The sequence below is a fragment of the Pseudoduganella flava genome (assembly GCF_007830495.1).
In the GTDB taxonomy this organism is placed as follows: domain Bacteria; phylum Pseudomonadota; class Gammaproteobacteria; order Burkholderiales; family Burkholderiaceae_D; genus Rugamonas; species Rugamonas flava.
In genome coordinates this window covers 232,424-252,241 of record NZ_VLKW01000009.1, presented here as the reverse complement: position 1 = coordinate 252,241, position 19,818 = coordinate 232,424, and the positions used below count along the sequence as shown (strand labels likewise).

General features: G+C 66.5%; 21 protein-coding genes. 4 read left to right on the top strand and 17 right to left on the bottom strand.

The window, feature by feature from the left end:
• Positions 1-31 precede the first annotated feature (31 nt).
• Together IP92_RS22130 and IP92_RS22125 are read left to right on the top strand one after the other, a co-directional pair.
• Positions 32-367, top strand: a complete 336-nt coding sequence (locus IP92_RS22130; RefSeq protein ID WP_199272013.1) for a KGG domain-containing protein — start codon at positions 32-34, stop codon at positions 365-367.
• 408 nt (positions 368-775) lie between these two features.
• Positions 776-1,279 carry a Dps family protein gene (locus tag IP92_RS22125; RefSeq protein ID WP_145879194.1) on the top strand — a complete coding sequence of 168 codons (504 nt, stop codon included), beginning with the start codon at positions 776-778 and terminating at the stop codon, positions 1,277-1,279.
• Between the two features lie 4 nt (positions 1,280-1,283).
• On the opposite strand, the gene IP92_RS22120 is transcribed toward IP92_RS22125, so the two are convergent.
• The 5 genes from IP92_RS22120 to IP92_RS22100 form a co-directional block, all read right to left on the bottom strand.
• Positions 1,284-2,075: a TOBE domain-containing protein gene (locus tag IP92_RS22120; RefSeq protein WP_145879192.1), complete on the bottom strand. Its 792-nt coding sequence runs from the start codon at positions 2,073-2,075 to the stop codon at positions 1,284-1,286.
• On the bottom strand, positions 2,065-2,742 hold the full coding sequence (locus IP92_RS22115) for an ABC transporter ATP-binding protein (protein ID WP_145879190.1): 678 nt from the start codon (positions 2,740-2,742) through the stop codon (positions 2,065-2,067). Before IP92_RS22115 ends, IP92_RS22120 begins: the two co-directional genes overlap by 11 nt.
• Entirely contained in the window at positions 2,739-3,410 is a 672-nt protein-coding gene (gene modB / locus IP92_RS22110) for a molybdate ABC transporter permease subunit (RefSeq protein ID WP_145879188.1), read from the bottom strand. The genes IP92_RS22115 and modB overlap by 4 nt, the downstream gene beginning before the upstream one ends.
• Positions 3,410-4,144, bottom strand: a complete 735-nt coding sequence (gene modA, locus IP92_RS22105; RefSeq protein ID WP_145879186.1) for a molybdate ABC transporter substrate-binding protein — start codon at positions 4,142-4,144, stop codon at positions 3,410-3,412. Before modA ends, modB begins: the two co-directional genes overlap by 1 nt.
• A gap of 86 nt (positions 4,145-4,230) precedes the next feature.
• Positions 4,231-5,079 (bottom strand): endonuclease, encoded by an 849-nt coding sequence (locus tag IP92_RS22100; RefSeq protein WP_145879184.1) that lies wholly within the window; start codon positions 5,077-5,079, stop codon positions 4,231-4,233.
• A 46-nt stretch (positions 5,080-5,125) separates the two neighbouring features.
• Here IP92_RS22100 and IP92_RS22095 point away from each other — a divergent pair, with 46 nt between their 5' ends.
• Positions 5,126-5,635: a M48 family metallopeptidase gene (locus IP92_RS22095; RefSeq protein ID WP_145879182.1), complete on the top strand. Its 510-nt coding sequence runs from the start codon at positions 5,126-5,128 to the stop codon at positions 5,633-5,635.
• Between the two features lies 1 nt (position 5,636).
• Here IP92_RS22095 and IP92_RS22090 read toward each other — a convergent pair whose 3' ends face one another.
• From IP92_RS22090 to IP92_RS22075, 4 genes are all read right to left on the bottom strand, one after another.
• A complete protein-coding gene (locus IP92_RS22090; RefSeq protein ID WP_199271831.1) occupies positions 5,637-6,389 on the bottom strand; it encodes an SDR family NAD(P)-dependent oxidoreductase in 753 nt (250 codons plus the stop codon).
• Positions 6,379-7,683: a family 1 glycosylhydrolase gene (locus IP92_RS22085; RefSeq protein ID WP_145879180.1), complete on the bottom strand. Its 1,305-nt coding sequence runs from the start codon at positions 7,681-7,683 to the stop codon at positions 6,379-6,381. The genes IP92_RS22090 and IP92_RS22085 overlap by 11 nt, the downstream gene beginning before the upstream one ends.
• 148 nt (positions 7,684-7,831) lie before the next feature.
• Entirely contained in the window at positions 7,832-8,488 is a 657-nt protein-coding gene (locus IP92_RS22080; protein WP_145879177.1) for a hypothetical protein, read from the bottom strand.
• A 2-nt stretch (positions 8,489-8,490) separates the two neighbouring features.
• Positions 8,491-9,063: a hypothetical protein gene (locus tag IP92_RS22075; protein WP_145879175.1), complete on the bottom strand. Its 573-nt coding sequence runs from the start codon at positions 9,061-9,063 to the stop codon at positions 8,491-8,493.
• A gap of 189 nt (positions 9,064-9,252) precedes the next feature.
• Between IP92_RS22075 and IP92_RS22070 the strand changes: the two genes are divergently transcribed.
• Entirely contained in the window at positions 9,253-10,359 is a 1,107-nt protein-coding gene (locus IP92_RS22070) for an endonuclease/exonuclease/phosphatase family protein (protein WP_199271830.1), read from the top strand.
• Here IP92_RS22070 and IP92_RS22065 read toward each other — a convergent pair.
• The 8 genes from IP92_RS22065 to IP92_RS22030 all read right to left on the bottom strand — a co-directional run bounded on the left by IP92_RS22065 (position 10,356) and on the right by IP92_RS22030 (position 19,684).
• Positions 10,356-10,904, bottom strand: coding sequence for an LOG family protein (locus IP92_RS22065; RefSeq protein ID WP_145879173.1), 549 nt, complete (start codon positions 10,902-10,904; stop codon positions 10,356-10,358). The two genes, IP92_RS22070 and IP92_RS22065, sit on opposite strands and share 4 nt — an antisense overlap.
• Positions 10,901-11,569 carry a TetR/AcrR family transcriptional regulator gene (locus tag IP92_RS22060; RefSeq protein WP_145879170.1) on the bottom strand — a complete coding sequence of 223 codons (669 nt, stop codon included), beginning with the start codon at positions 11,567-11,569 and terminating at the stop codon, positions 10,901-10,903. Before IP92_RS22060 ends, IP92_RS22065 begins: the two co-directional genes overlap by 4 nt.
• Before the next feature lie 99 nt (positions 11,570-11,668).
• On the bottom strand, positions 11,669-11,929 hold the full coding sequence (locus IP92_RS22055; protein ID WP_145879168.1) for a hypothetical protein: 261 nt from the start codon (positions 11,927-11,929) through the stop codon (positions 11,669-11,671).
• Between the two features lie 8 nt (positions 11,930-11,937).
• Complete coding sequence (locus tag IP92_RS22050) at positions 11,938-15,555, bottom strand: EAL domain-containing protein (RefSeq protein WP_145879166.1); 3,618 nt, start codon at positions 15,553-15,555, stop codon at positions 11,938-11,940.
• 161 nt (positions 15,556-15,716) lie between these two features.
• The gene (locus IP92_RS22045; RefSeq protein ID WP_229418912.1) at positions 15,717-16,652 is read right to left on the bottom strand and encodes an esterase/lipase family protein; all 936 of its coding nucleotides are present in this window, start codon (positions 16,650-16,652) and stop codon (positions 15,717-15,719) included.
• Positions 16,653-16,707: 55 nt separating this feature from the next.
• A complete protein-coding gene (locus tag IP92_RS22040; RefSeq protein ID WP_145879164.1) occupies positions 16,708-18,336 on the bottom strand; it encodes a GMC family oxidoreductase in 1,629 nt (542 codons plus the stop codon).
• Entirely contained in the window at positions 18,333-18,851 is a 519-nt protein-coding gene (locus IP92_RS22035; RefSeq protein WP_145879162.1) for a hypothetical protein, read from the bottom strand. Before IP92_RS22035 ends, IP92_RS22040 begins: the two co-directional genes overlap by 4 nt.
• A 68-nt stretch (positions 18,852-18,919) precedes the next feature.
• Positions 18,920-19,684: an RNA methyltransferase gene (locus tag IP92_RS22030; RefSeq protein WP_145879160.1), complete on the bottom strand. Its 765-nt coding sequence runs from the start codon at positions 19,682-19,684 to the stop codon at positions 18,920-18,922.
• Between the last annotated feature and the right edge of the window lie 134 nt (positions 19,685-19,818).

Here is a 19,818-nt window from a genome sequence, read left to right as displayed (position 1 = left end):
AAATCAGGGCGACCTGCGCACCGAACCGCGAATGGAGCAGCACCGAAACGAACAGCGAAGCGAGCAAGGCAAAGGCAACAGCCAACGGTCGGAGAACCAGAGCAGTCAGAAAAGCACCAGCAAGCGGGGATTCGCCGCAATGGACGAGGCCACCCAACGGATGATCGCCAGCAAGGGTGGGCAGGCCGCGCACCAGAAAGGCACTGCGCACGAGTTCAACTCGGAGGAGGCCCGCCGTGCCGGGCAGAAAGGCGGCGAAGCGGTCAGCAGGGACCGCGAGCACATGGCGGAGATCGGCCGCAAGGGTGGCGAAAGCCGCCAGTCCGCGAACCGCCTGGCGCGCCAGGGCAAGGAGGAAAAGCACTGACCCCGGCGGCACCGGCCGGCCGCCCAACGATATGAACCAGGAGACGGAAATTCCGGCCGCCGGGCCGCTCTTTACGCCACATAATCCACACGAAGCCCACCACACCGCGCATTACACCGCGCACTACGTCGCGCACTACGCCGCACCCGCTGCATTGCATCCGCCACATCGCACTCCGGTGTGGCGCATCGCGATTGCATCGCGACCGCATTGGAACCGCATTGGAACCGCGGCGTGATCGCATCGTCCCTTGCGTCGCCCGATCGAACCGCTGATCGAACGGCTGATCGGGCTCGCTCCACCGCCCTGCTTCCCCCACTTTTGGGGCAGGCGGACCTACCCGCACGGTTTGATTCGCATTTCCATTGTCTGCGATACAATCAATTTCCACTTTTTGAAGAGGCAGACATGAACGACCAAAAGCAACAGGACGCACTGAAGACTCCGACCGACCTGGGCAACAAGGCACGCCAGGACGTGGCCGAGGGGCTGAACCGCCTGCTGGCCGACACCTTTGCGCTTTACATCAAGTGCAAGAATTTCCACTGGCACGTGTCCGGCCCGCACTTCCGTTCCTACCACCTGCTGCTCGACGAACAGGCCACCGCGATCTACGCGATGCTGGACCCGATCGCCGAGCGCGTGCGCAAGCTGGGCGGCACGACGATCCGCTCCGTGAAGCACATCGCGCAACTGCAGCGCATCACCGACAACGACGCACCGTTCGTCGAAGCGACCGCGATGCTCGACGAGCTGCGCGCCGACAACCAAACGCTCGTCAAGTCGATGCGTGAAGTGCACGAAGTGTGCGACAAGGATAATGACATCGCCACCGCCAGCCTGCTGGAAAACTGGATCGACGAGGCCGAGCAGCGTATCTGGTTCCTGTTCGAATCGACCCGCAAGGCGTGATGCCTTACGGGACGCCGACGATGACGCTGGACGCCTTGAACAGCGCCGTCGCCGGCATCCCGTCCGCCAGCGCCATCTCATCGGCGCTGGCGCGTGTGACGGTCGCCGCGATCGTGCCGCCGCCCGGCAGCGCGATCGTCACGTCGGCGCTGACCGGCCCCGGCACCACCCGCGCGATCGTGCCCGCCAGCTGATTACGCGCCGACAGCTTCATTCCTTCCGCCTCCAGCGCCACGATCACAGACGACGCCTTCACCAGCGCGAACGCCTGCACACCCGGCGCCAGGCCGAGACTTGCCGTGCTGTCGCGGGTGACGACGGCCACAATGCGCGCCCCGCCGACGACCCGCAGCACGACTTCATCGTTGACGGCACCCGGCACGAGCGATTCGACGGTGCCGAGAAACTGGTTGCGTGCGCTGGTTTTCATGTTCAAGGCCTGTAATACGTTCAAATCAAAATCGCCCTGCCGGCCCAGCTGCGCGACGAAGCGGCGATGCGCTTCCTCGTAGCGGCGGAACTGCGCCACCAGCTCGGCGCCGCGCGCCGTCAGCCGGGTGCCGCCGCCGCCCTTTCCGCCGGCCAGCCGTTCGACGAGCGGCGCGCCGGCCAGGTTGTTCATCGCGTCGACGGCATCCCACGCGCCCTTGTAGCTGATGCCGACAGCCTTTGCCGCCCGCGTGATCGAGCCGTGCTCGGCGATCGCCGCCAGCAGCGCGATGCGGTCGGCGCCGCCCAGGTGCTGGCCGCCGGCCGTCAGCCACAGCGTGCCTTCGATGGTCAGCTTATCGCTCATCGCCCTCCTCCACGATGGCGCCATCGGCCATCGTCAGCACGTGGCCGCCAAAGGTGGCGGCATCCTCCGGATCGTGCGTGATCATCAGCATCGGTATGTCCAGGCGGCGTTGCAGCGCATCGAGCTCGGCGCGCATGCGCACGCGCAGTGCCGGATCGAGCGCGGCGAACGGCTCGTCCAGCAGCAGCGCCGCCGGTTCGGCGATCAGCGCGCGGGCCAGCGCCACGCGCTGCCGCTGGCCGCCGGACAGCTGGTCCGGCATCTGGTGCGCACATGCCCCCAGCTCGAACGCGTCCAGCCAGTATGCCAGCGCCGCGCCGTCGGCCTGGCGCGGCGGATTGAACACGCCGCGCGCGAGGCCGAACGCGATATTCTGCCGCACGTTCAGGTGCGGGAACAGCGCGTAGTCCTGGAACAGGTAGCCCACGTTACGGCGCCGGGCCGGCACGTCGATGCGGCGCGCGCTGTCGAACAGCACGCGGCCCGCCAGCTCGATGACACCTGCATCGGGGCGCGCCAGGCCCGCGATCGCCTTCAGCATCTGGCTCTTGCCTGCGCCGGACGCGCCATAGATCACCACCCGCTTGGCTTGCGACGCGAAGCGCGCGTTCAGCCGGAACTCGCGCGCGCCGGCGCGCAACGTGGCGGCGATGTCGACGCGGATCATGGCAGCACCTTGCGCGGCGGGGCGAGACGGCCGGCCAGCAGCAGCACGACGACGCACGTGACGGACGTAACGAGCACCAGCAGGTTCGCCGTGTCGTCCTGCCCCGCCTGCACGGCTTCGTAGACGGCGATCGACAAGGTCTGCGTCTTGCCGGGGATGCTGCCGGCCACCATCAGCGTCGCGCCGAACTCGCCCATCGAGCGGGCGAATGCGAGCAGCGCGCCGGCCAGCACGCCGCGCCACGCCAGCGGCAACGTCACGCGCAGGAACACGGCGAAGCTGGAGATGCCGAGTACGCGCGCGGCCTGCTCCAGTTGCGGGTCGACCGTCTCGAACGCCGAACGGGCGGCCTTCAGCACGAGCGGCAGCGCAACGACGGCCGCGGCCAGCACGGCGGCCTCCCACGTGAAGATCAGGTTGATGCCGAACGCGTCGTGCAGCCAGCGGCCCAGCGGGCCGTTGCGGCCGATGACGACCAAGAGGTAGTAGCCCAGCACCGTCGGCGGCATCACCATCGGCAAGGTCAACAGCGCATCGAGCAGTTCACGGCCGGGAAAGCGCACGCGCGCCAGCAGCCAGCCGAGCGCCACGCCGAGCACGATGTCGATCGCCGTGGCCCACAGCGCCACCTTCAGCGACAGGCCGAGGGCTGTCCAGGCTTCCTGCATCAGGGCTTGCCGAAACCGTACTTGGCGAGGATCGCCTGCCCTTGCGGCGCCAGCGCGAAGTCGGCGAACTGGCGCGCCAGTTGCGGCTGCGGCGCATGCGTCAGCACGGCGATCGGATAGCGCACCGGGGTCGCGGTGGGCAGCGTCAGCACGGCCTTGACCTTGTCCTTTTGCGCCATCACGTCGGTGGCGTAGACGAAGCCGGCATCGGCCTCGCCGCGTGCCACGTAGTCGAGGCTTTGCCGCACCGACGTGCCGAACGCGAATTTCGGCTGCAGCGCCTGCCACAGGCCCGCCTGCGTCAGCGCTTCCTGCGTGTAGCGGCCGATCGGCACGCTGGCGGGATTCCCGGTGGTCAGCCGCGCGGCGTTCTTCAGGTCGGCCAGCGCCGCGATCTTGCTGCCGATCGGTGCGACCAGCACGACGGTGTTGCTGACGAAGTCGCGCCGCGTGCCCGGTGCCAGCAGCTTCAGGCTTTCCGCCTTGTCCATCGCGTCCTGGTCGGCGGACGCGAACACGTCCACCGGCGCCCCCTTGGCGATCTGCTGCACGAGCGGATCGGAGGCGGCGAAGTTCAGCAGCACCTTGTTGCCGGGGTGGGCGGCCTCGAAGGCCTGCGCCAGTTCGCGAAACGCGTTGGTCAGGCTGGCGGCGGCGGAAACGGTGACGTCGGCGGCGTGCGCCAGCACCGGCAGCAAGCCGGCCAGCGCCACGCCCAGGAGCTTCTTGCGCATGGTGTCCTCATCGGGGCGGAAAAGCGCAATATACACGAATATATAGCGCCTCGCGCTAGCCCATCGGTACTAGGACGGCGGGACGTTCACAGTGGCTCGATCGTCAGGCCGCCGGCCAGCAACGGGCGCTTCAGGATCTGGTAGACGTCGAAATCGAAGCGCGCGACCTGCTTGCGCCGCGGCTTCGCGGTGCCCAGATAGCACCAGTTGTCGACGAGCTGCTTCTGGCGCAGGCCGCCAGACTCCTCGACGATCGCGATGGGCCCGTCGTACGGCCAGCGGTGCACGCGCATGTGATCGAGCGCGCCGGCCAGCCGGTCGCCATGGTCCGCCGCACTCTCTTCGCCGGTGCAGGCGCCGCGGCAGCGGGCGATCTGCCGCGCGAAGCATGGCCGCCCGGGGCTGCCCTTCTCGATGCCGGTCATCACGGCACACAGGTTGGCCACCTGGGCGATGTCGCGCAGCGTTTCCAGTGCTGCCTTGCGGGTGCCGAACAGGCCGAACAGGCCGTCCGTGCGGCCGAAGTCGACTTCTTTTGCGAACACGATCTCGGGGCGGTGGGCGCGCACGGCGATCGAGCACATGTCGCGCTGCCGGCGCAGCTTGCTGTTGAAGACGGGCTGGTGCTCGCGGATCAGCATCGCCTCGCGCAGCAGCGCGCCCAGCTCGCCGCCGGTGCGCTCGAAGTCGATGCGGCGCGTGCGCCCCAGCATCTGCGACTCTTCCGGCGTGCGCAGGTGCGACAGCACGCGGTGGCGGATGTTGACGCTCTTGCCGATATAGATCGGCGTGCCGGCCTCGTCGCGGAACAGGTAGACGCCGGGGTGCGACGGCAAGGCATCGATGCAGTCGCGGGGAATGTGGTCGGGGTAGCTGAATTGCAGGACAGGGTCGGCGCAAACCAGCAGGCCCACGGAATTGACATGGGTGCGCATCGCGCCATCATACGGCGTCCCGGCCCTGTGGTACAGTCTCCCCGCCATGACCGCCTCACTGAAATACCTCGCTGCCTACTCCGACGACACGCGCCACCAGGTGCAAGCCCTGCTGAACCAGAACCGCCTCGGCGACGTGTTGAAAAAACGTTATCCGAACGCCCACGACGTCCGCAACGATCGGACGCTGTACCACTACGTGCAGGGCCTGAAGGACGAATTCCTGCGCAACGCGGCGCCGATCGACAAGGTACTCTTCGACAGCAAGCTCCACGTGATCAACAACGCGCTGGGCCTGCACACGTCGATCTCGCGCGTCCAGGGCGGCAAGCTGAAGGCCAAGCATGAAATCCGCGTGGCGACGATGTTCCGCGAGTGCCCGCTCGAATTCCTGCGCATGATCGCCGTGCACGAGCTCGCGCACCTGAAGGAAAAGAACCACGACAAGGCGTTCTATAAACTGTGCACGTACATGGAGCCGCACTACCACCAGTACGAATTCGACGTGCGGCTGTACCTCACCGAACTGGAGCACTCGGGCACGAAGCTGTGGTGAACTACAGCCGTGCGAGGCGGCCGCCGTCGACCGCCAGCGCGGCGCCGTTGACGAAGCCGGCCTCCGCCGAGGCCAGCCAGACCACTGCGGCCGCGATGCAGTCGGGCGAACCGACATCCTTCGTGTCGATCACTTCCACGCCGGACTTGACGTTCGGGTTCTCCCATAACATCGGCGTGTCGACCGCGCCGGGCACGACCGCGTTGACGCGGATGCCGCGGGGCCGGCCTTCGATGCTGGCCGAGCGCGTCAGCGACAGCAGCGCCGCCTTCGCCGCGGCATACGGCGCCACCAGGGGTTCCGTCTCGTAGGCATGCACGCTGGCGACGTTGACGATCGCGCCGCCCGGGCCTATCCGAAGCAGCGCATGCTTCGTGAAGAACACGGCGCCCAGCAAGTCAACGCGCAGCGTGCGCAGCCAGTCGTCTTCCGTCTGTTCCACGATCGGCTTGAACGCCATCATGCCGGCATTGTTGACGACGACGTCGAGCCGGCCAAAGCGATCATGGGCGATGGCGACGGCTCCGGCGACCTGCGCCTCGCTGCCGACATCGCACACGGCCGTCGCCACCGGCAACCCGCCCGGTCCCGCCACGTGGACGCGCGCCTCCTCGAGCTTTGCCGCATCGATATCGGCCAGCACCACGCTGGCACCCGCGCCGGCCAGCCGCTGCGCGCAGGCGAGGCCGATGCCGCTCGCGGCACCCGTGACGATCGCTACTTTGCCCGTGAAGTCCATCGTGTCAGTCCGCATTGCGCGGCGCCGCCGTGGCGCCGCCGAGGGTCAGCACGTCCGCCGCACCGATGTCGCAGGCCCGGGCCCGGTCGTAATCCTGTGGATACAGCACGGGCACCTGCAGGCACACGCTCTGCGTCGGCAGCACTTCCGACCAGTTGGCGATCAGTTCGCGGTAGGCGTGCCCGACGGGCCGCAGCTTGCGCTCCAGGTCGCACAGCCCCAGCGCGTTGACGTTGCCGTTGGCGAAGCGCAGCGCGCTGTCCCAATCGACCTGGTCGGTCAGCGAATACCACGTGAAGCCGACGATCGGCACCCCGCTGTTGCGCACGCTGAGCACATTGGCCCACTCCTTGCGCAGCCAGCGCACCGCCTCGTCGCCGGCCGGGCCCTGGCACAGGTTCGTTTCCGTGTGCATCACGGGCAAGCGGTAGCGGTCGTAATACTGCCGTGTGATCACCGCGTAACCGAAGATCTCGCCGCAGGCGTACGTGCCGCCGTCGTGGGCGACGTGGTGCTCGTTGGTCTGGTAGTAATCGTTCCCCATCACGCAGTGGTGCTTCAGGTTGTTGTTCATGAAGAACGCATACTCGTCGCGCGTCATGCCATGGTCGATCAGGTACTCGTACATCACGGAATCGACACGCCGGGCATAGTTCAGGTCCAGCGACAGGAAGCGCCGCGCGTTGCGGATCTCGGCCGGGCCGATCGCCGACGGGTTCTCGGCATGGAAGTACTCGGACGACTCGCTCTGCACGAACAACGCTTCCGGCTGGGCCGCGAGGATCGCGCGCATCGCCAGCACATTCCCTTTCACCAGGTGTTTCAGTGCGGTGACGAAGGCCACGTCGTCGGCCAGCTGTTCGTTCCACCAGCCGTACAGCGCGGAGAACAGCGCGCAGATCGACATCTCGTTGACGGGCGTGTACAACTGCACCCACGGGTAGCGCCGTGCGAACGCCCCCGCATACTCGGCGAACAGCTCGGGGAACGCGGGATTTTGAAAATTGCCCAGCCAATCGGGCACGCCGAAGTGGCACAGGTCGACAATGGTGACGAGGTTACGGCGATGCAGGTCGTTGAACACCTCGTCCGCAAAGCTCCAGTCGTAGTGGCCCGGGCCCAGCCACGTCCTGTGCAGCGGCGGCCCGTAGCGCAACGCGCGGATGCCGAGCTCCTGGACGAGATCGAAATCGGTCTTCCAGTAGCGGTAATGCCCGCACTTCTCCATCTCGTCGACCCGCGTGCGGCCATGGTCGATGGTGGGAATGCTGTTCTCGATACCGGTGGCAAAGATAAAGCCGCGAAACATGACGCCTCCTCTCGCGCAACGAGGCATCGTACCGCGATGGCGGCGGAAGCGGCGTCCGCTACCGCCCGCCCGCGGCGGCACCGGCCGCCGGCTGTTCGCGCAGCCCGTACTTCTTCAACACGCCGGCGCCGCTGAACAGCAGGGCCAGCTAATCGATCTCTTTTCTGGCCGAATACCGCAGATACTTCCCCTCTTCGTCGCACCAGCGCGAATAGGAAAAGGCAGTGCCCGTTCCCACATAAATATGGTTGAGCGCCTCCATCACCTTCGCACGATCTTTCAATCCGAACTTCGACAATTTCAGGTAGAGCAGATTCCATGCGATCAGCGCGTCGTCCCAATTGACTTCCTCGCCGACGATCGAAAAGATATAGGCCGGCAGCTTCGTTTCGCCGTCCCACCCGGATTTGATAAACCGCGACAAGGTATTGGTCCCCGAGTCGCACGAGGACAGGCACAGGACCAGCTTGCCCGTGTAGTCCGGATTGTCGATCAATGGCTGGATATCCTGCACCAGGCCATTCCACGACACGGCATCCCTGCCAAATCCGATGCACTCCGAGTTGCCATGGGCGGAGATATGCAGGATCAACGGCAGCGAGTGAAATCGCTCCGCGTGCACCGAGTCGGCGGATGCGATGTAGTCGATGGTCTCCTTGAATTCGCGCCGGCTGCGCGCGAAAAACGACGTAGACTGGTGGCCCATCAGGCGGCAGCTGACGGTCAGCGGCTCCGCTTCGGACCTGTTCTCGAACAGGTCGATGGGATTGGGGCTTTCGATGACGGCAATTCTGAGTCGCGCCATGATTAGCAATTCAAAGGGCGAGAGTTATGCTGATAGATATCATAGAACACGAAATTCCTGAGCTTTCCAAATACCGCATGAAGCACCAGCAGGAGCAGAGCCCTGCTCGGAGTGGTCTCGGACACCGTCACCTCTCGCCCCTCATCCATCAAACGTAGCTCAGACACCTTTGCGCCCCTGCAATCAATTGAATCTGCAAGCTTTTCGAGCGCAAATATATCCTTTCTTTCCACTTCGCTCTTTGTCAACTGATGAGCGAACTTGTTGCGCTGTGCATTAACCGCGTCCAGCACCTCGAAGATTTCCTTTGGAAGTCCGAGATTCTTGGCAATGTACAGCTTATTGAAAAAACCAATTTTCTCAATGCCTCTGAAGACTGGCGCTCCCCCGTTGACCTTGTAATCAATCCATTTTTCTACCAGGTATTCGAACACCAGATGAAACGTGATCACCTGGCTGGCGTGAGAGGACCTTGCATTGATTTCCTTGAGTGGATCAAGCTCCGCAAGTTCTTTCAGTTGTTTATCAAAAGCTTCGAACCGCTGCGCGCCGTCGTGTGTTGCGACCCGCGTCAAGATGAGTCATTTCGACCCTTATAGAGGGAGTAGTGTACGTTGATATGTGGAAATAGCACAAGCCACCACTGATGAGTTGTCCCGCCGTAAAAATACAACGCCCGCCAATGTCACTGAGATAACTTCAAACCGCTGGGGTAGCATGATGACAAGACCCCGGGATCCCCCGGACGACTTGTGGAGCCCCCCATGCCCATGTACTGGCAGCTGAAGAGCTGGAAAACCGCCGACCGGCACCGCACGATCGACCACCTGACGAAGCTGCGCGCACTGCTCGCGCAGACCGTGCCGCGCCGCACCGCCACGGACACGCTGCTGGTCGCGACGTGGAACGTGCGCGACTTCGACTCGAACAAGTTCGGCCACGGCCCGCGCCTTGCCGAGTCGTTCCACTACATTGCCGAGGTGGTGTCGGCCTTCGACCTCGTCGCGATGCAGGAGGTGAACGAGGACATGCGGCCGTTCGAGAAGGTGATGGACCTGCTGGGCCCCGCGTGGCGCTACATCGCCACCGACATCACCGAAGGGCCGTCCGGCAACGGCGAGCGGATGGTCTTCCTGTTCGATTCGACGAAGGTGCAGTTCAAGCACATCGCCGGCGAAGTGGTGCTGCCGCGCGCCGGCCTGATCGACGGCGAGCACCAGCCGGCGCGCAGCCCGTTCCTCGTGCGGTTCCAGTCCGGCTGGTTCAAGTTCAACCTGTGCACGGTGCACACGTATTACGGCGAGACGTCCGGCGCCGGCTACGCGCGGCGCGTGGCCGAGATCGACGCGGTGGCCGGCTTCCTGCAAAAGCGCGCGGCGAACGATGGCGAGAACTACATGCTGCTCGGCGACATGAACGTCATCGGGCCGGGCGACGCGACGATGGAAGCGCTGAAGAAGCACCGCTTCCAGCTGCCGTCGGACCTCACGCTGGACAACGACGAGCTGCGCTGGGCCAGCAATATCGGCGGCGACAAGCGCTACGACCAGATCGCCTTCCACGTGCGCAAGGACGAGCTGGAACTGGGCCCCAGCGCCAACAACGCGGGCGTGCTGAACTACTACAAGGCCGTTTACACGGAGGACGAGGCCGAGACCTACTTCCCGCTGCAGCGCACCAACAAGAAGTGGCCCGACACGCCGGAAGGCCGGAAGAAGTACTACAACAAGGAATGGCGCACGTGGCAGATGTCGGACCACCTGCCGCTGTTCGTCGAGCTGAAGATCGACTTCACCGACAAGTACCTGCAGCGCATCCGCGCTGGCGCGCAACCGGTGGACCGGCCACGGCCCGACGCGACGGACGATTAACGCAGCGCGGCCTGCTTCAGGCGCGCGACGACGGCTTCCGGCGCCTGTTCGACGATCATCCGCTCGGCATTGGCGGGATGCACGAAGCCCTCCTCGCGGGCATGGGCGACGAACTCCACCAGCCGGTCGTAGAATCCGTTCACGTTGTACAGCGCGATCGGTTTGGCGTGGATACCCAGCTGGGCCCACGTCAGCATCTCGAACAGCTCTTCGAGGGTGCCGAGGCCGCCCGGCATCGCCACGAAGCCGTCCGACAGCTGCGCCATCATCGCCTTGCGTTCATGCATGTCCTTGACGATGAACTGCCGCGTCAGGCCCGTGTGCCCCACTTCGCGTTCGACGAGGGCCGTCGGGATCACGCCCGTCACCTCGCCGCCCAGGCGCAGCACCTCGTCGGCAATGGTGCCCATCAGGCCGACGTTGCCGCCACCGTAGACGAGCCCCAGGTTGGCATCGACCAGCGCGGCCGCGAGGGCGCGCGCGCGTTCCGCATACAGCGGCCTGGCGCCCGCGTTGGCGCCACAGTACACACAGATGGATTTCACTTGTTCAGTTTCTTCAGGTAGTCGTCAGTGAGTTTCTGGAAGCGGGCCAGCGTTTCGCCGCGCAGATAGGGTTCGACCTGGATCAGCACCTGGTAGCAGCCGCGCGCCAGCGCTTCGGCCATCGACTGCTGCTCGCTGTACTTGCGCGGGTTGCGCACGTATTCGTACGACAGCCAGTACGTCGCGACGACAACCATATTGGTCGCCATCGCGTCGATCTTCACGTCCGTCGCCTCCAGCGCGCCCTCGCTGCGCAAGTCCTCGCACAGCTGCTTGGCGACCTTGATCTTGTGCGTCAGGATCTGCTTGAAGTGCACTTCCAGCTTGCGGTTACGGGACAGCAGGTCGTTCTGGTCGCGGTAGAAGAAACGGTAGCGCCAGATCAGTTCGAACATCAGGTGCAGGTACTGCCACACGTCCTCGATGTTCGAGCGGCGGCCGGACGGCACGTGCAGGATGCGTTCGATCTCCTCCTCGAACTGCACGAAGATCGAGTTGACGATGTCGTCCTTGTTACGGAAGTGGTAGTACAGGTTCCCCGGGGAGATGTTCATCTCCTCGGCGATCACGGTCGTCGTGATGTTCGGCTCGCCGAATTCATTGAACAAGCGCAGCGACAATTCCAGGATACGTTCGCGTGTGCGTCTTGGGGGCTTCTGTAACATGGCACGAGTGTTCGGTTTTTTATTCCCGCAAGGATAACACCGATGGGAGCGGGGCTCAAAACCGTGCCGGCCAGGCACCAGGCGGTGCCACTTCCCGCCCTACTTCGCCTTTTTCAGCCTGGCCACCTGCTCGCGCAGCCCGTCCACCTGCTGCCGCAGCGCGTCGACCTCGTGCTTGAGCGGCGCCGTCGCATCGGCCACCGCGCGGCGCACGTGTTCCTCGGTGTGACGGTCGAGCGCCTGCATGCGGCGCGACGGTTCGGGCGAGCCGCCGGCACGCAGCGCCGCGGCGCGCTCGCGGCGGGCCGCGAAATCCTCCAGGCCCGCCTGCCAGATCATCTGGATCTTCTTCTTGACCATCTCGCCTCCTATGCCGCCTGGGCCCGTTTCGCCTGGCTGTACAGGCGGAAGCCCTCGCGGATGTTCTCGCGCAGCACCGCTCCCTTCCACGGCTTCGTGTAGAAGCGGTCGATCGCCCCCTGGTTGATCGCGGCCATGATCGGCGTCAGGTCCGCATAGGCCGACAGCATGATGCGGAACGTGTCAGGCGCCAGGTTCTTTACCCGCTCCATGAACTCCGTGCCGCTCATCGACGGCATGCACTGGTCGCACAGGATCACCTGCACACGGTGCCGTGCCAGGATGTCGAAGCCTTCGGCCGCCGTCTGCGCCGTCAGGATGCGGTAGCCGTCCTGCGCCAGGAAGTCGGACAGCACGTCCAGCATGAACGCATCGTCGTCGACGATCAGCAAGGTGGGCCGCTCGTCCTCGCGGCCCTCGTCGGCCGGCGCCACCAGGTTGCGCCCTTCGCGCAGCATCAGCTCGAAATCGTCGGCCGGCACGGGCCGCGAAAAATAATAGCCCTGCATCTCGTCGCAGTCGTGGCGGCGCAGGTAGGCCAGCTGCGCATCCTTCTCGACGCCCTCGGCGATCACCTTCAGCTTCATGCTGTGCGCCATGTTGATGATGGCGAGGACGATCGCCGCGTCGTCCGGATTGCTGGTGACCTCGCGCACGAACGCGATGTCGATCTTCAGCTTGTCGATCGGGAAGCGCTTCAGGTAGGCGAGCGACGAGTAGCCGGTGCCGAAGTCGTCGATCGAGATCTTGATGCCGAGCCCTTTCAGGTTCTGCAGCATCGTGATGGTTTCCTCGGCATTGCTCATCAGCGAGCTTTCCGTCAGCTCCAGCTCCAGCAGCTCGGGCGGGATGTCGTGCTCGCGCAGTGCCTTCAGCACTTCTTCTTCCAGGCCGCCGACGAAGAACTGGATGCCCGAGACGTTGACCGAGATCTGCACGGCGCCGGCGCCGGAATTCTTCCACTGCGCGATCTTGCGGCACGCCTCGTGGATCACCCACGTGCCGACCCGCACGATCAGGCCCGTCTCCTCCAGCAGCGGCACGAACAGCGCCGGCGACACCATGCCGTGGCCCGGGCGGCTCCAGCGGATCAGCGCTTCGGCGCCGCTGATGCGGCCCGTGCCGATGTCGATCTTCGGCTGGAAGTACAGCACGAACTCCTCGTTGTCGATGGCGCGGCGCAGCGCGTTTTCCAGGTCCAGCCGGGCCAGCGACTGCGCGTTCATCTCCGCCGTGAAGAAGCGGAACGCGTCGCGGCCCGCCTCCTTGGCGCGGTACATCGCCGTGTCGGCGTACTTGATCAGCGTGTCCGCATCCAGGCCGTCGTCCGGGTAGACGGCGATGCCGATCGATGCCGTCACCGTCACCTCGTGGCCCTTCAGGTCGAACGGCTGGCGCATCGCCTCGCGGATCTTGTCGACCACCGGCAGCGCGCCCTGCACGCCTTCGGGCAGCATCAGGATCGCGCAGAACTCGTCGCCGCCGAAGCGGCCGATCGTGTCGCGCACGCGCAGGCAGTCGACCAGGCGGCTGGAGAACTGGCGCAGCAATTCGTCGCCGATCGTGTGGCCCAGCGTGTCGTTGATGTTCTTGAAGCGGTCCATATCGAGGAACAGCACGGCCAGGGCCCAGCGGTGCTCGGCCGCCTGCGTCAGCGAATGCGTCAGCGATTCGTACAACTGGCTGCGGTTCGGCAAGCCGGTCAGCGTATCGAAGTGGGCCAGCTTCAGCAGCCGCCGTTCGGCTTCCTTGCGCTCGGTGATGTCGCGCGCGACGGCGACCAGGATCCAGTTCTGGCCCGAGCGCAAGGTGCGCCGCTGCACCTCGACGGACAGCAGCGAGCCGTCGCGCCGGTGCAGCATCAGCTCGGCCATCGCGCCGCTCTGGTCGCCGGCCAGCAGCTTGTCGTACAGGTCCGCCAGCTGCACCGGCGCGCTGCCGCGCTCGCGCTGGCCCACCAGCAGGAAGTCCTCGCGCTCGAAGCCCAGCATGCGGCAGGCGGTGACGTTGACGTCGACGAAGCACATATTGGCGCGGTCGACGAGGAAGATCGCGTCGGCCGTCGCATCCATCGCCAGCCGGAAGCGGCGCAGGTCTTCCGTCAGCCGCGTGCGCGCATCCATGTCCTGCTGCAACTGCGCGTGGTTGCGGCGCACTTCCTCGTACAGCTGCAGGTTCTCGTAGGCCACCGCGACCTGCGCCGCCACGGTGGAGGCGATGCGCTCGTCGATCTCGGAAAAGCCGTCGTCGCCCAGTTTGTCGGCCAGGTACAGCCAGCCGTGCACGCGCGTGGCGGAAGCGATCGGCACGCCGAGGAACGAATGCACGGGCGGGTGTTCGGGCGGCAGCCCGAGGGACTCGGGATCGCCCGGCAGCGCGCTGCGGCGCACCGTCTGGCGGCTCTCCAGGATCTCCTTCAGCACGCCGGAATCGGGCGCGCCGCACAGTACCTTGCCCACCTCCCCGCCGCCGCAGTGGCTGAACCAGCCGAGCTTCGTGCCCTCCTCGTCCAGCACGCCGATGCACGCGTATTTCGCCACGCAGATGTTCTGCGTGACGCGGCAGCCGATATCGACCAGCGCCTGCGGTTCGCGCTCGGCCGACAGGTCGATGCCCAGTTCGATCAGGGCGGTCAGGCGCAGGCTGACGGCCTGCAGGCTGGACAGGCTGTTCGACAGCCGCTGCGTCATCGAGCGCAGGCGCTCGGCTTCGCCGTCCGGCGTCTCGTGATGGGCGATCTCGGACAGCACCTGGCTGGACGATTCCACCTCGTCGAGGTATTCCGCCATCTTGTGGCCGATGTCGCCCAGCTTCGTGTCCTCCGGCGGGCCGCCGGGCAGCTCGGGCACGATGGGGCGCTCGGCCGGCACGCCCAGCGCCTCGTGCACGGTGGCCAGGATCACGTCCGGGTCGGACGGCTTGGGCAGCACCCAGCGCACGCCGCACGCCTGCGCCACCGCCACCGCCTCGCGCTCGCGGTAGGTGGCGGTGTAGAAGATGATGGGCACCTTCGCCGTGTCCGGGTTCTCGCGCACCCGCGCGACGAACTCGTAGCCGTCCATGTTCGGCATCAGGATGTCGGAGATGATCAGGTCCGGCCGGTCGCGTTCGATCTGTCCCAGCGCCTCGATGCCGCTGGCCGCTTCCACCAGGCGGTGGCCCGAATAGCCCAGGAGCGTCATCAGGAATTGGCGGTTCAGCACATGATCGTCGACGATCAGGATGGTGGCGATGTCGTTATTCTTGGGGGGCGACATCTCCCCCGGTAAAAAAGACTCGATCTGTGTGACGAAGCTGTCCGGTTCGATGGGTTTGCCGATGTAGCCGTCGAAGCCGGCGGCCAGCAGGCGTTCGCGGTCCCCCACCATCGCCAGCGCCGTCACGGCCAGCGCCGGGATCCGCTGTGTGGCCGGATCGGCCTTCAGCGCGGCCACGACGCCGTAGCCGTCCAGCTTGGGCAGGTGCACGTCGCAGATGATCAGGTCCGGCTGTTCGCGTTGCGCGGCGGCGACCCCTTCTTCGCCGTCGCTCGCCGTCAGCGGGGTGTAGCCGAAGGCGCGCAGCAGGTACACCATCAGCTCCATATTGGTGGGATTGTCTTCGATGATGAGGATGCGTGCAGACACGGTCTCCCTCCCCTTTGTTATCTGTGTTCGTTGATGGGCCGAGGCCCTCCCCGTCCTTTCAGTATCCCTTATTCCGTACGGACGCGATGCACGACTTGGCGCGCGGCGTTACACCGATGGTTATCGTTCCATCGTGAGTAAAAGTTTCCGTAGGTCAACTTTTAAATGATTGTAGCGGGGCGGGGTGCGCTCGTCAAAGCGCCGGCCGTCAGGATCTCGTCCAGTACGCGGCACAGCACGCGCGGATCGCTGCCCAGCGCGACGTGGCCGATGCCGGCGAACGCGATGTTCTTCGCGCCGTCCAGCCGGGAGGAAGTTTGCGGGGCGATGATGTTGTCGTGCCACGACCAGATCGACGTGATCAGCGCGCGGTGCGGCGCGTCGTCCTTGTCGAGCTGGGCGAGCCACGGCGAGTCGAGGCGCATCTGGCGCACGTTGGCGCCGATGCCGAGGGCCGCCAGGCCGGTGCCGTGATGGGGCGAGCCAACGGTGACGATGCGGGCCACGCCGGCAGTGCCGTGGCGGCGCAGCCAGGCGCGCACGACGAGGCCGCCCATGCTGTGGCCGACGAGGACGATGCGTGGCGCGCCGGTGGCGGCGCGCAACCGGCCGATCGCCCGCTCGACGTGCTCGACGTAATCGTCGATCGGCGCGCCCAGCGGCTCCAGGTCGACGGTATCGTGGCTGATGCCTTCGCGCCGCAGCAGCGCGCGCAGCGGCGTCCAGAAGCCGCCGTTGGCGCCGAAGCCGTGCACCAGCAGCACCGGCAGCGCGCGCGGCTGCGCGGCGAAGTACGGCGCCGGCTTGTGGCGCAACATGGTCCAGGACGACGTGACCATCGAGGCACGGAACTCGGCACAGAAGAGGCACAGCCGCTCCAGCGGGGCGAGCCGGTGCTCGTCCGGCACAGTGCAGCCGTAGCGGCGCGCCATCCAGAAGTTGTTGGCATTGATCGCGAGGCGCACCAGCACGACGGCCAGCACGGCCAGCAGCAGCGCGAGGTCGAGCGGCACCCATGCCGCCGCCGCGTACCAGATCGCCAGCGCGGCAGCCACCTGCACCGCCATGATCGCCAACAGGATGCGCACCACCATCATCTTCTCCTCATCTGCCAGTCGCCATCCTACCTCGTGCCGGCCCCAGTGCGCGCGTTCATGCCGCCGGCGCGACCGGCCGCGGCGCCGGCCGGCCGGTCAGCCGCTGCGCCAGGCCGCTCGCCAGCATCCCCGCGATCGCGTAGATCGACAGCTGCGGGTTGGCGCCGATCGACGTCGGGAACAGCGAGCCGTCATGCACCGATACATTGGCCAGTTCCCGATAGCGCCCGTCCGGCGCGACGACACCGTTCCGCGCGTCGCCCGCCATCGTGCAACCGCCCATCACGTGGGCCGACGCGACGCGCGTCTCGAACGGCGCCATCGGCAGCGCGGCGATCGCGGCGCGCGCTTCCTGCCAGCTGGTGTAGTGGCGGCTGCGTTCGTGCAGCGGCAGCACGGCCTGCGCGCCGGCGGCGAACTGGATCTCGGCCATCGCCAGCAGCGCGCGGCGCGCGCCATCCCACAGGAACGGCGTCATCGGATAATCGAGTACGGGACTGCCGTCGCCCCGCAAGGCGACCGTGCCGCCGGGCGAATCGGCATGGAAGCCGTCGCGCAGCAGCGCCAGCATGCCCTGCGTGTACGGGTAATGCCGCATCGTCTCCGCGTGCGCCACGCCGTGGCCGGTCAGCACCGTCGACAGCAGCAGCGGATGCATCGGTGGCACTTCCAGCTTGAAACCCGCCGGGCCGTCGGCCGGCTGCGTGGCGAGGAAGTGATCGGAATACACGGTTTGCGGCGCGCCCGCATAGCCGTCGACCCGTTCCGCATAGCGCGCGGCGCTGATCAGCGTCGGGTGCAGGAACGTGCGCCGGCCCAGCAGGCCGTGCGGATCGGGCGCGCCGGAGCGCAGCAGCAGCGCCGGGCTGTTGATCGCGCCGCCGGCGACCACGTAATGCCGCGCCCTGACGGTGACGGCACGGCCGGTCGGCAGGATGCCGTCGGCGCCCAGTGCGGCGATGCGCAGCGTGCGGGCCGTGTCGCCGGCCAGCTCGAACCGTTCGGCGCGCGCATGCGTCAGCAAGGTGGCGCCATGCCCGAGGGCGGCCGGAATCGTCGTGACCAGCATCGACTGCTTCGCATTGGTCGGGCAGCCCATGCCGCAATAGCCCAGGTTCCAGCAACCGTTCACGTTGCGCCGGATCGCGTGCGTGGCGATGCCGAGCCGCTGCGCGCCGCGCTGCAGCAGCGCGTTGTTGGCATTCGGCGGCGTCGGCCAGTCGGCCACGTGCAGGCGCTCCTCCATCCGCGCGAACCACGGCGCCAGCCCGTCGACCGTATAGCCGGCCAGGCCGTAGTGGCGCTGCCAATGGGCCAGCGTGGTGGCCGGCGTGCGGAAGCTGGACGTCCAGTTCACCGTCGTCGAGCCGCCCACCGTGCGGCCCTGCAGGATCGTGATCGCCTTGTCCTTCGTCTTGCGCCCGCCCCCTTCCTGGTACAGCGTGGGGTAGGCATCGGCCTCGCGCATGCGGAAGTCGCGCGACGATTTCAGCGCGCCCTCCTCGACGATGACTACAGCCAGCCCGGCCAGCGCGAGGATCTCGGCCGTCACGCCGCCGCCGGCGCCGCTGCCGACGATCGCCACGTCGCAATCGAGCGTGCGGTCGTCCGCCAGCGTGGCGCAGTCGAGCACCTTCCAGCCGGCGGCCAGGCCGGCCGCGATCGGATCAGGGATCGCGCTCATGACGCCAGTTCCTTCAGCGGCCCCGGATAACCGATCGCGGCCCAGCTCAGCGGATCGGCATACCAGCTGCCGAGGATCAGGTCGTGCAAGCCGTGATAGGCGCCGCGCAGCACGGCGAAGCGGTGAAAGCGCCAGCCGTCCAGGAAGCGTTCCAGCTCGCCCGGGGTGGCATCGCGCCAGGCCGGCAAGCCCGTCAGCAGGCGGCGCGCCGGTGCCAGCGACAGCAGGCCGAACAGGTCCTGCAATTCGCGCTGCGTGGCGGGCGGCAGGCCGGCGATCGCCAGCCGCACCCGTTCGACGGTGCCGGCCACCGCCAGCAGGCGGGCGCCGCCCTGGGCAGGCAGTGCCGGGCCCAGCACGGCCGGCACGAGGGCCGTCAGCAACTCGCGGCCCGCCGTATCCAGCTGGAAGCGGGCCGGCGCGGCGCGGCCCAGCCAGCGCCAGGCGGCACCGCCGGCGGCCAGCGCGGCGGCACCGCCCAGGCCCGCCATCAGGAAGGTTCTGCGCGTGGTCATGTGTCCCCTGCTTATTTTTGTGAAAAGCCAGTGTACGGCAAGCAAGCAGGGGAAATTAGAGTGGACGCTCAGTCGTCCTTGCCGCGGGCCATCATCTGCCGGGCGATGCCGCGCAGGATGTTGACCTCTTCCGTCTCCAGGCCGGCGCGGGCGAACAGCCGCCGCAGGCGCGGCATCAGCTTGCGGGGGTTGCCGGCATCGAGGAAACCAATCGCCACCAGCGCTTCTTCCAGGTGGGCGTACATGCCCTCGATCTGCGCCTGGCTGGCCGCGTCGCCATGGAACCCGACGGGGCTGTCGACGGCTTGCGTGCCGCCGCTGGCCGCCATCCGGCATTCGTACAGCAGCACCTGGGCGGCCTGCGCCAGGTTCAGCGACGAATATTCCGGGTTGGCGGGAATGTTGATCAGCACGTTGCAGCGCTCGACGATGTCGTTCGGCAGGCCGAAGCGCTCGTTGCCGAAAATCAGGGCCAGGCGCAGGTCGGCTGCGGCCGAGACGTGCAGCGCCAGCTCGCGCGGACCCTGCACCGGCGGCGAAAATTCGCGCAGCCGCGCCGACACGGCCGCCGCGTAATTGATGCCGTCCAGTGCCTCGGCCATCGTCGCGACGACGCGCGCGCGTTCCAGGATGTCCTGGGCGCCGCTGGCGAACGCCACCGCTTCCTCGTGCCGCAAGGCGTCCTCGACGCGGGGATTGACGAGCACCAGCTCGGCAAAGCCCATCGTCTTCATCGCCCGGGCGACGGAGCCCACATTGCCGGGCCGGCTCGTCTCCACGAGGATCACGCGCAGGCGGTTGAACAGAGAAGATGTGATTTCCTGCTGCATCATTTAGAATAGCGGTTTTCGCGAAACGGCAGATTTTACAACGCCTCGGCTTGCAGCTGGCTTGGCCTGCCCTTCGCGCCGCTCTTTTTCAACCTCGTTCACAGCACCGTCCGCCTGCTGCGCACCCCTGCGCCGGG

Bases quoted from the DNA above. Each gene is read 5' to 3' on its own strand.
- IP92_RS22060 (WP_145879170.1), bottom strand. From the start codon at position 11,569: ATGTTACAGAAGCCCCCAAGACGCACACGCGAACGTATCCTGGAATTG.
- IP92_RS22085 (WP_145879180.1), bottom strand. From the start codon at position 7,683: ATGTTTCGCGGCTTTATCTTTGCCACCGGTATCGAGAACAGCATTCCC.
- IP92_RS22055 (WP_145879168.1), bottom strand. From the start codon at position 11,929: ATGGTCAAGAAGAAGATCCAGATGATCTGGCAGGCGGGCCTGGAGGAT.
- modB (WP_145879188.1), bottom strand. From the start codon at position 3,410: ATGCAGGAAGCCTGGACAGCCCTCGGCCTGTCGCTGAAGGTGGCGCTG.
- IP92_RS22070 (WP_199271830.1), top strand. From the start codon at position 9,253: ATGCCCATGTACTGGCAGCTGAAGAGCTGGAAAACCGCCGACCGGCAC.
- IP92_RS22100 (WP_145879184.1), bottom strand. From the start codon at position 5,079: ATGCGCACCCATGTCAATTCCGTGGGCCTGCTGGTTTGCGCCGACCCT.
- IP92_RS22030 (WP_145879160.1), bottom strand. From the start codon at position 19,684: ATGATGCAGCAGGAAATCACATCTTCTCTGTTCAACCGCCTGCGCGTG.
- IP92_RS22090 (WP_199271831.1), bottom strand. From the start codon at position 6,389: ATGCGGACTGACACGATGGACTTCACGGGCAAAGTAGCGATCGTCACG.
- IP92_RS22035 (WP_145879162.1), bottom strand. From the start codon at position 18,851: ATGACCACGCGCAGAACCTTCCTGATGGCGGGCCTGGGCGGTGCCGCC.
- IP92_RS22040 (WP_145879164.1), bottom strand. From the start codon at position 18,336: ATGAGCGCGATCCCTGATCCGATCGCGGCCGGCCTGGCCGCCGGCTGG.
- IP92_RS22125 (WP_145879194.1), top strand. From the start codon at position 776: ATGAACGACCAAAAGCAACAGGACGCACTGAAGACTCCGACCGACCTG.
- IP92_RS22045 (WP_229418912.1), bottom strand. From the start codon at position 16,652: ATGATGGTGGTGCGCATCCTGTTGGCGATCATGGCGGTGCAGGTGGCT.
- IP92_RS22120 (WP_145879192.1), bottom strand. From the start codon at position 2,075: ATGAGCGATAAGCTGACCATCGAAGGCACGCTGTGGCTGACGGCCGGC.
- IP92_RS22130 (WP_199272013.1), top strand. From the start codon at position 32: ATGGAGCAGCACCGAAACGAACAGCGAAGCGAGCAAGGCAAAGGCAAC.
- IP92_RS22095 (WP_145879182.1), top strand. From the start codon at position 5,126: ATGACCGCCTCACTGAAATACCTCGCTGCCTACTCCGACGACACGCGC.
- modA (WP_145879186.1), bottom strand. From the start codon at position 4,144: ATGCGCAAGAAGCTCCTGGGCGTGGCGCTGGCCGGCTTGCTGCCGGTG.
- IP92_RS22115 (WP_145879190.1), bottom strand. From the start codon at position 2,742: ATGATCCGCGTCGACATCGCCGCCACGTTGCGCGCCGGCGCGCGCGAG.
- IP92_RS22080 (WP_145879177.1), bottom strand. From the start codon at position 8,488: ATGGCGCGACTCAGAATTGCCGTCATCGAAAGCCCCAATCCCATCGAC.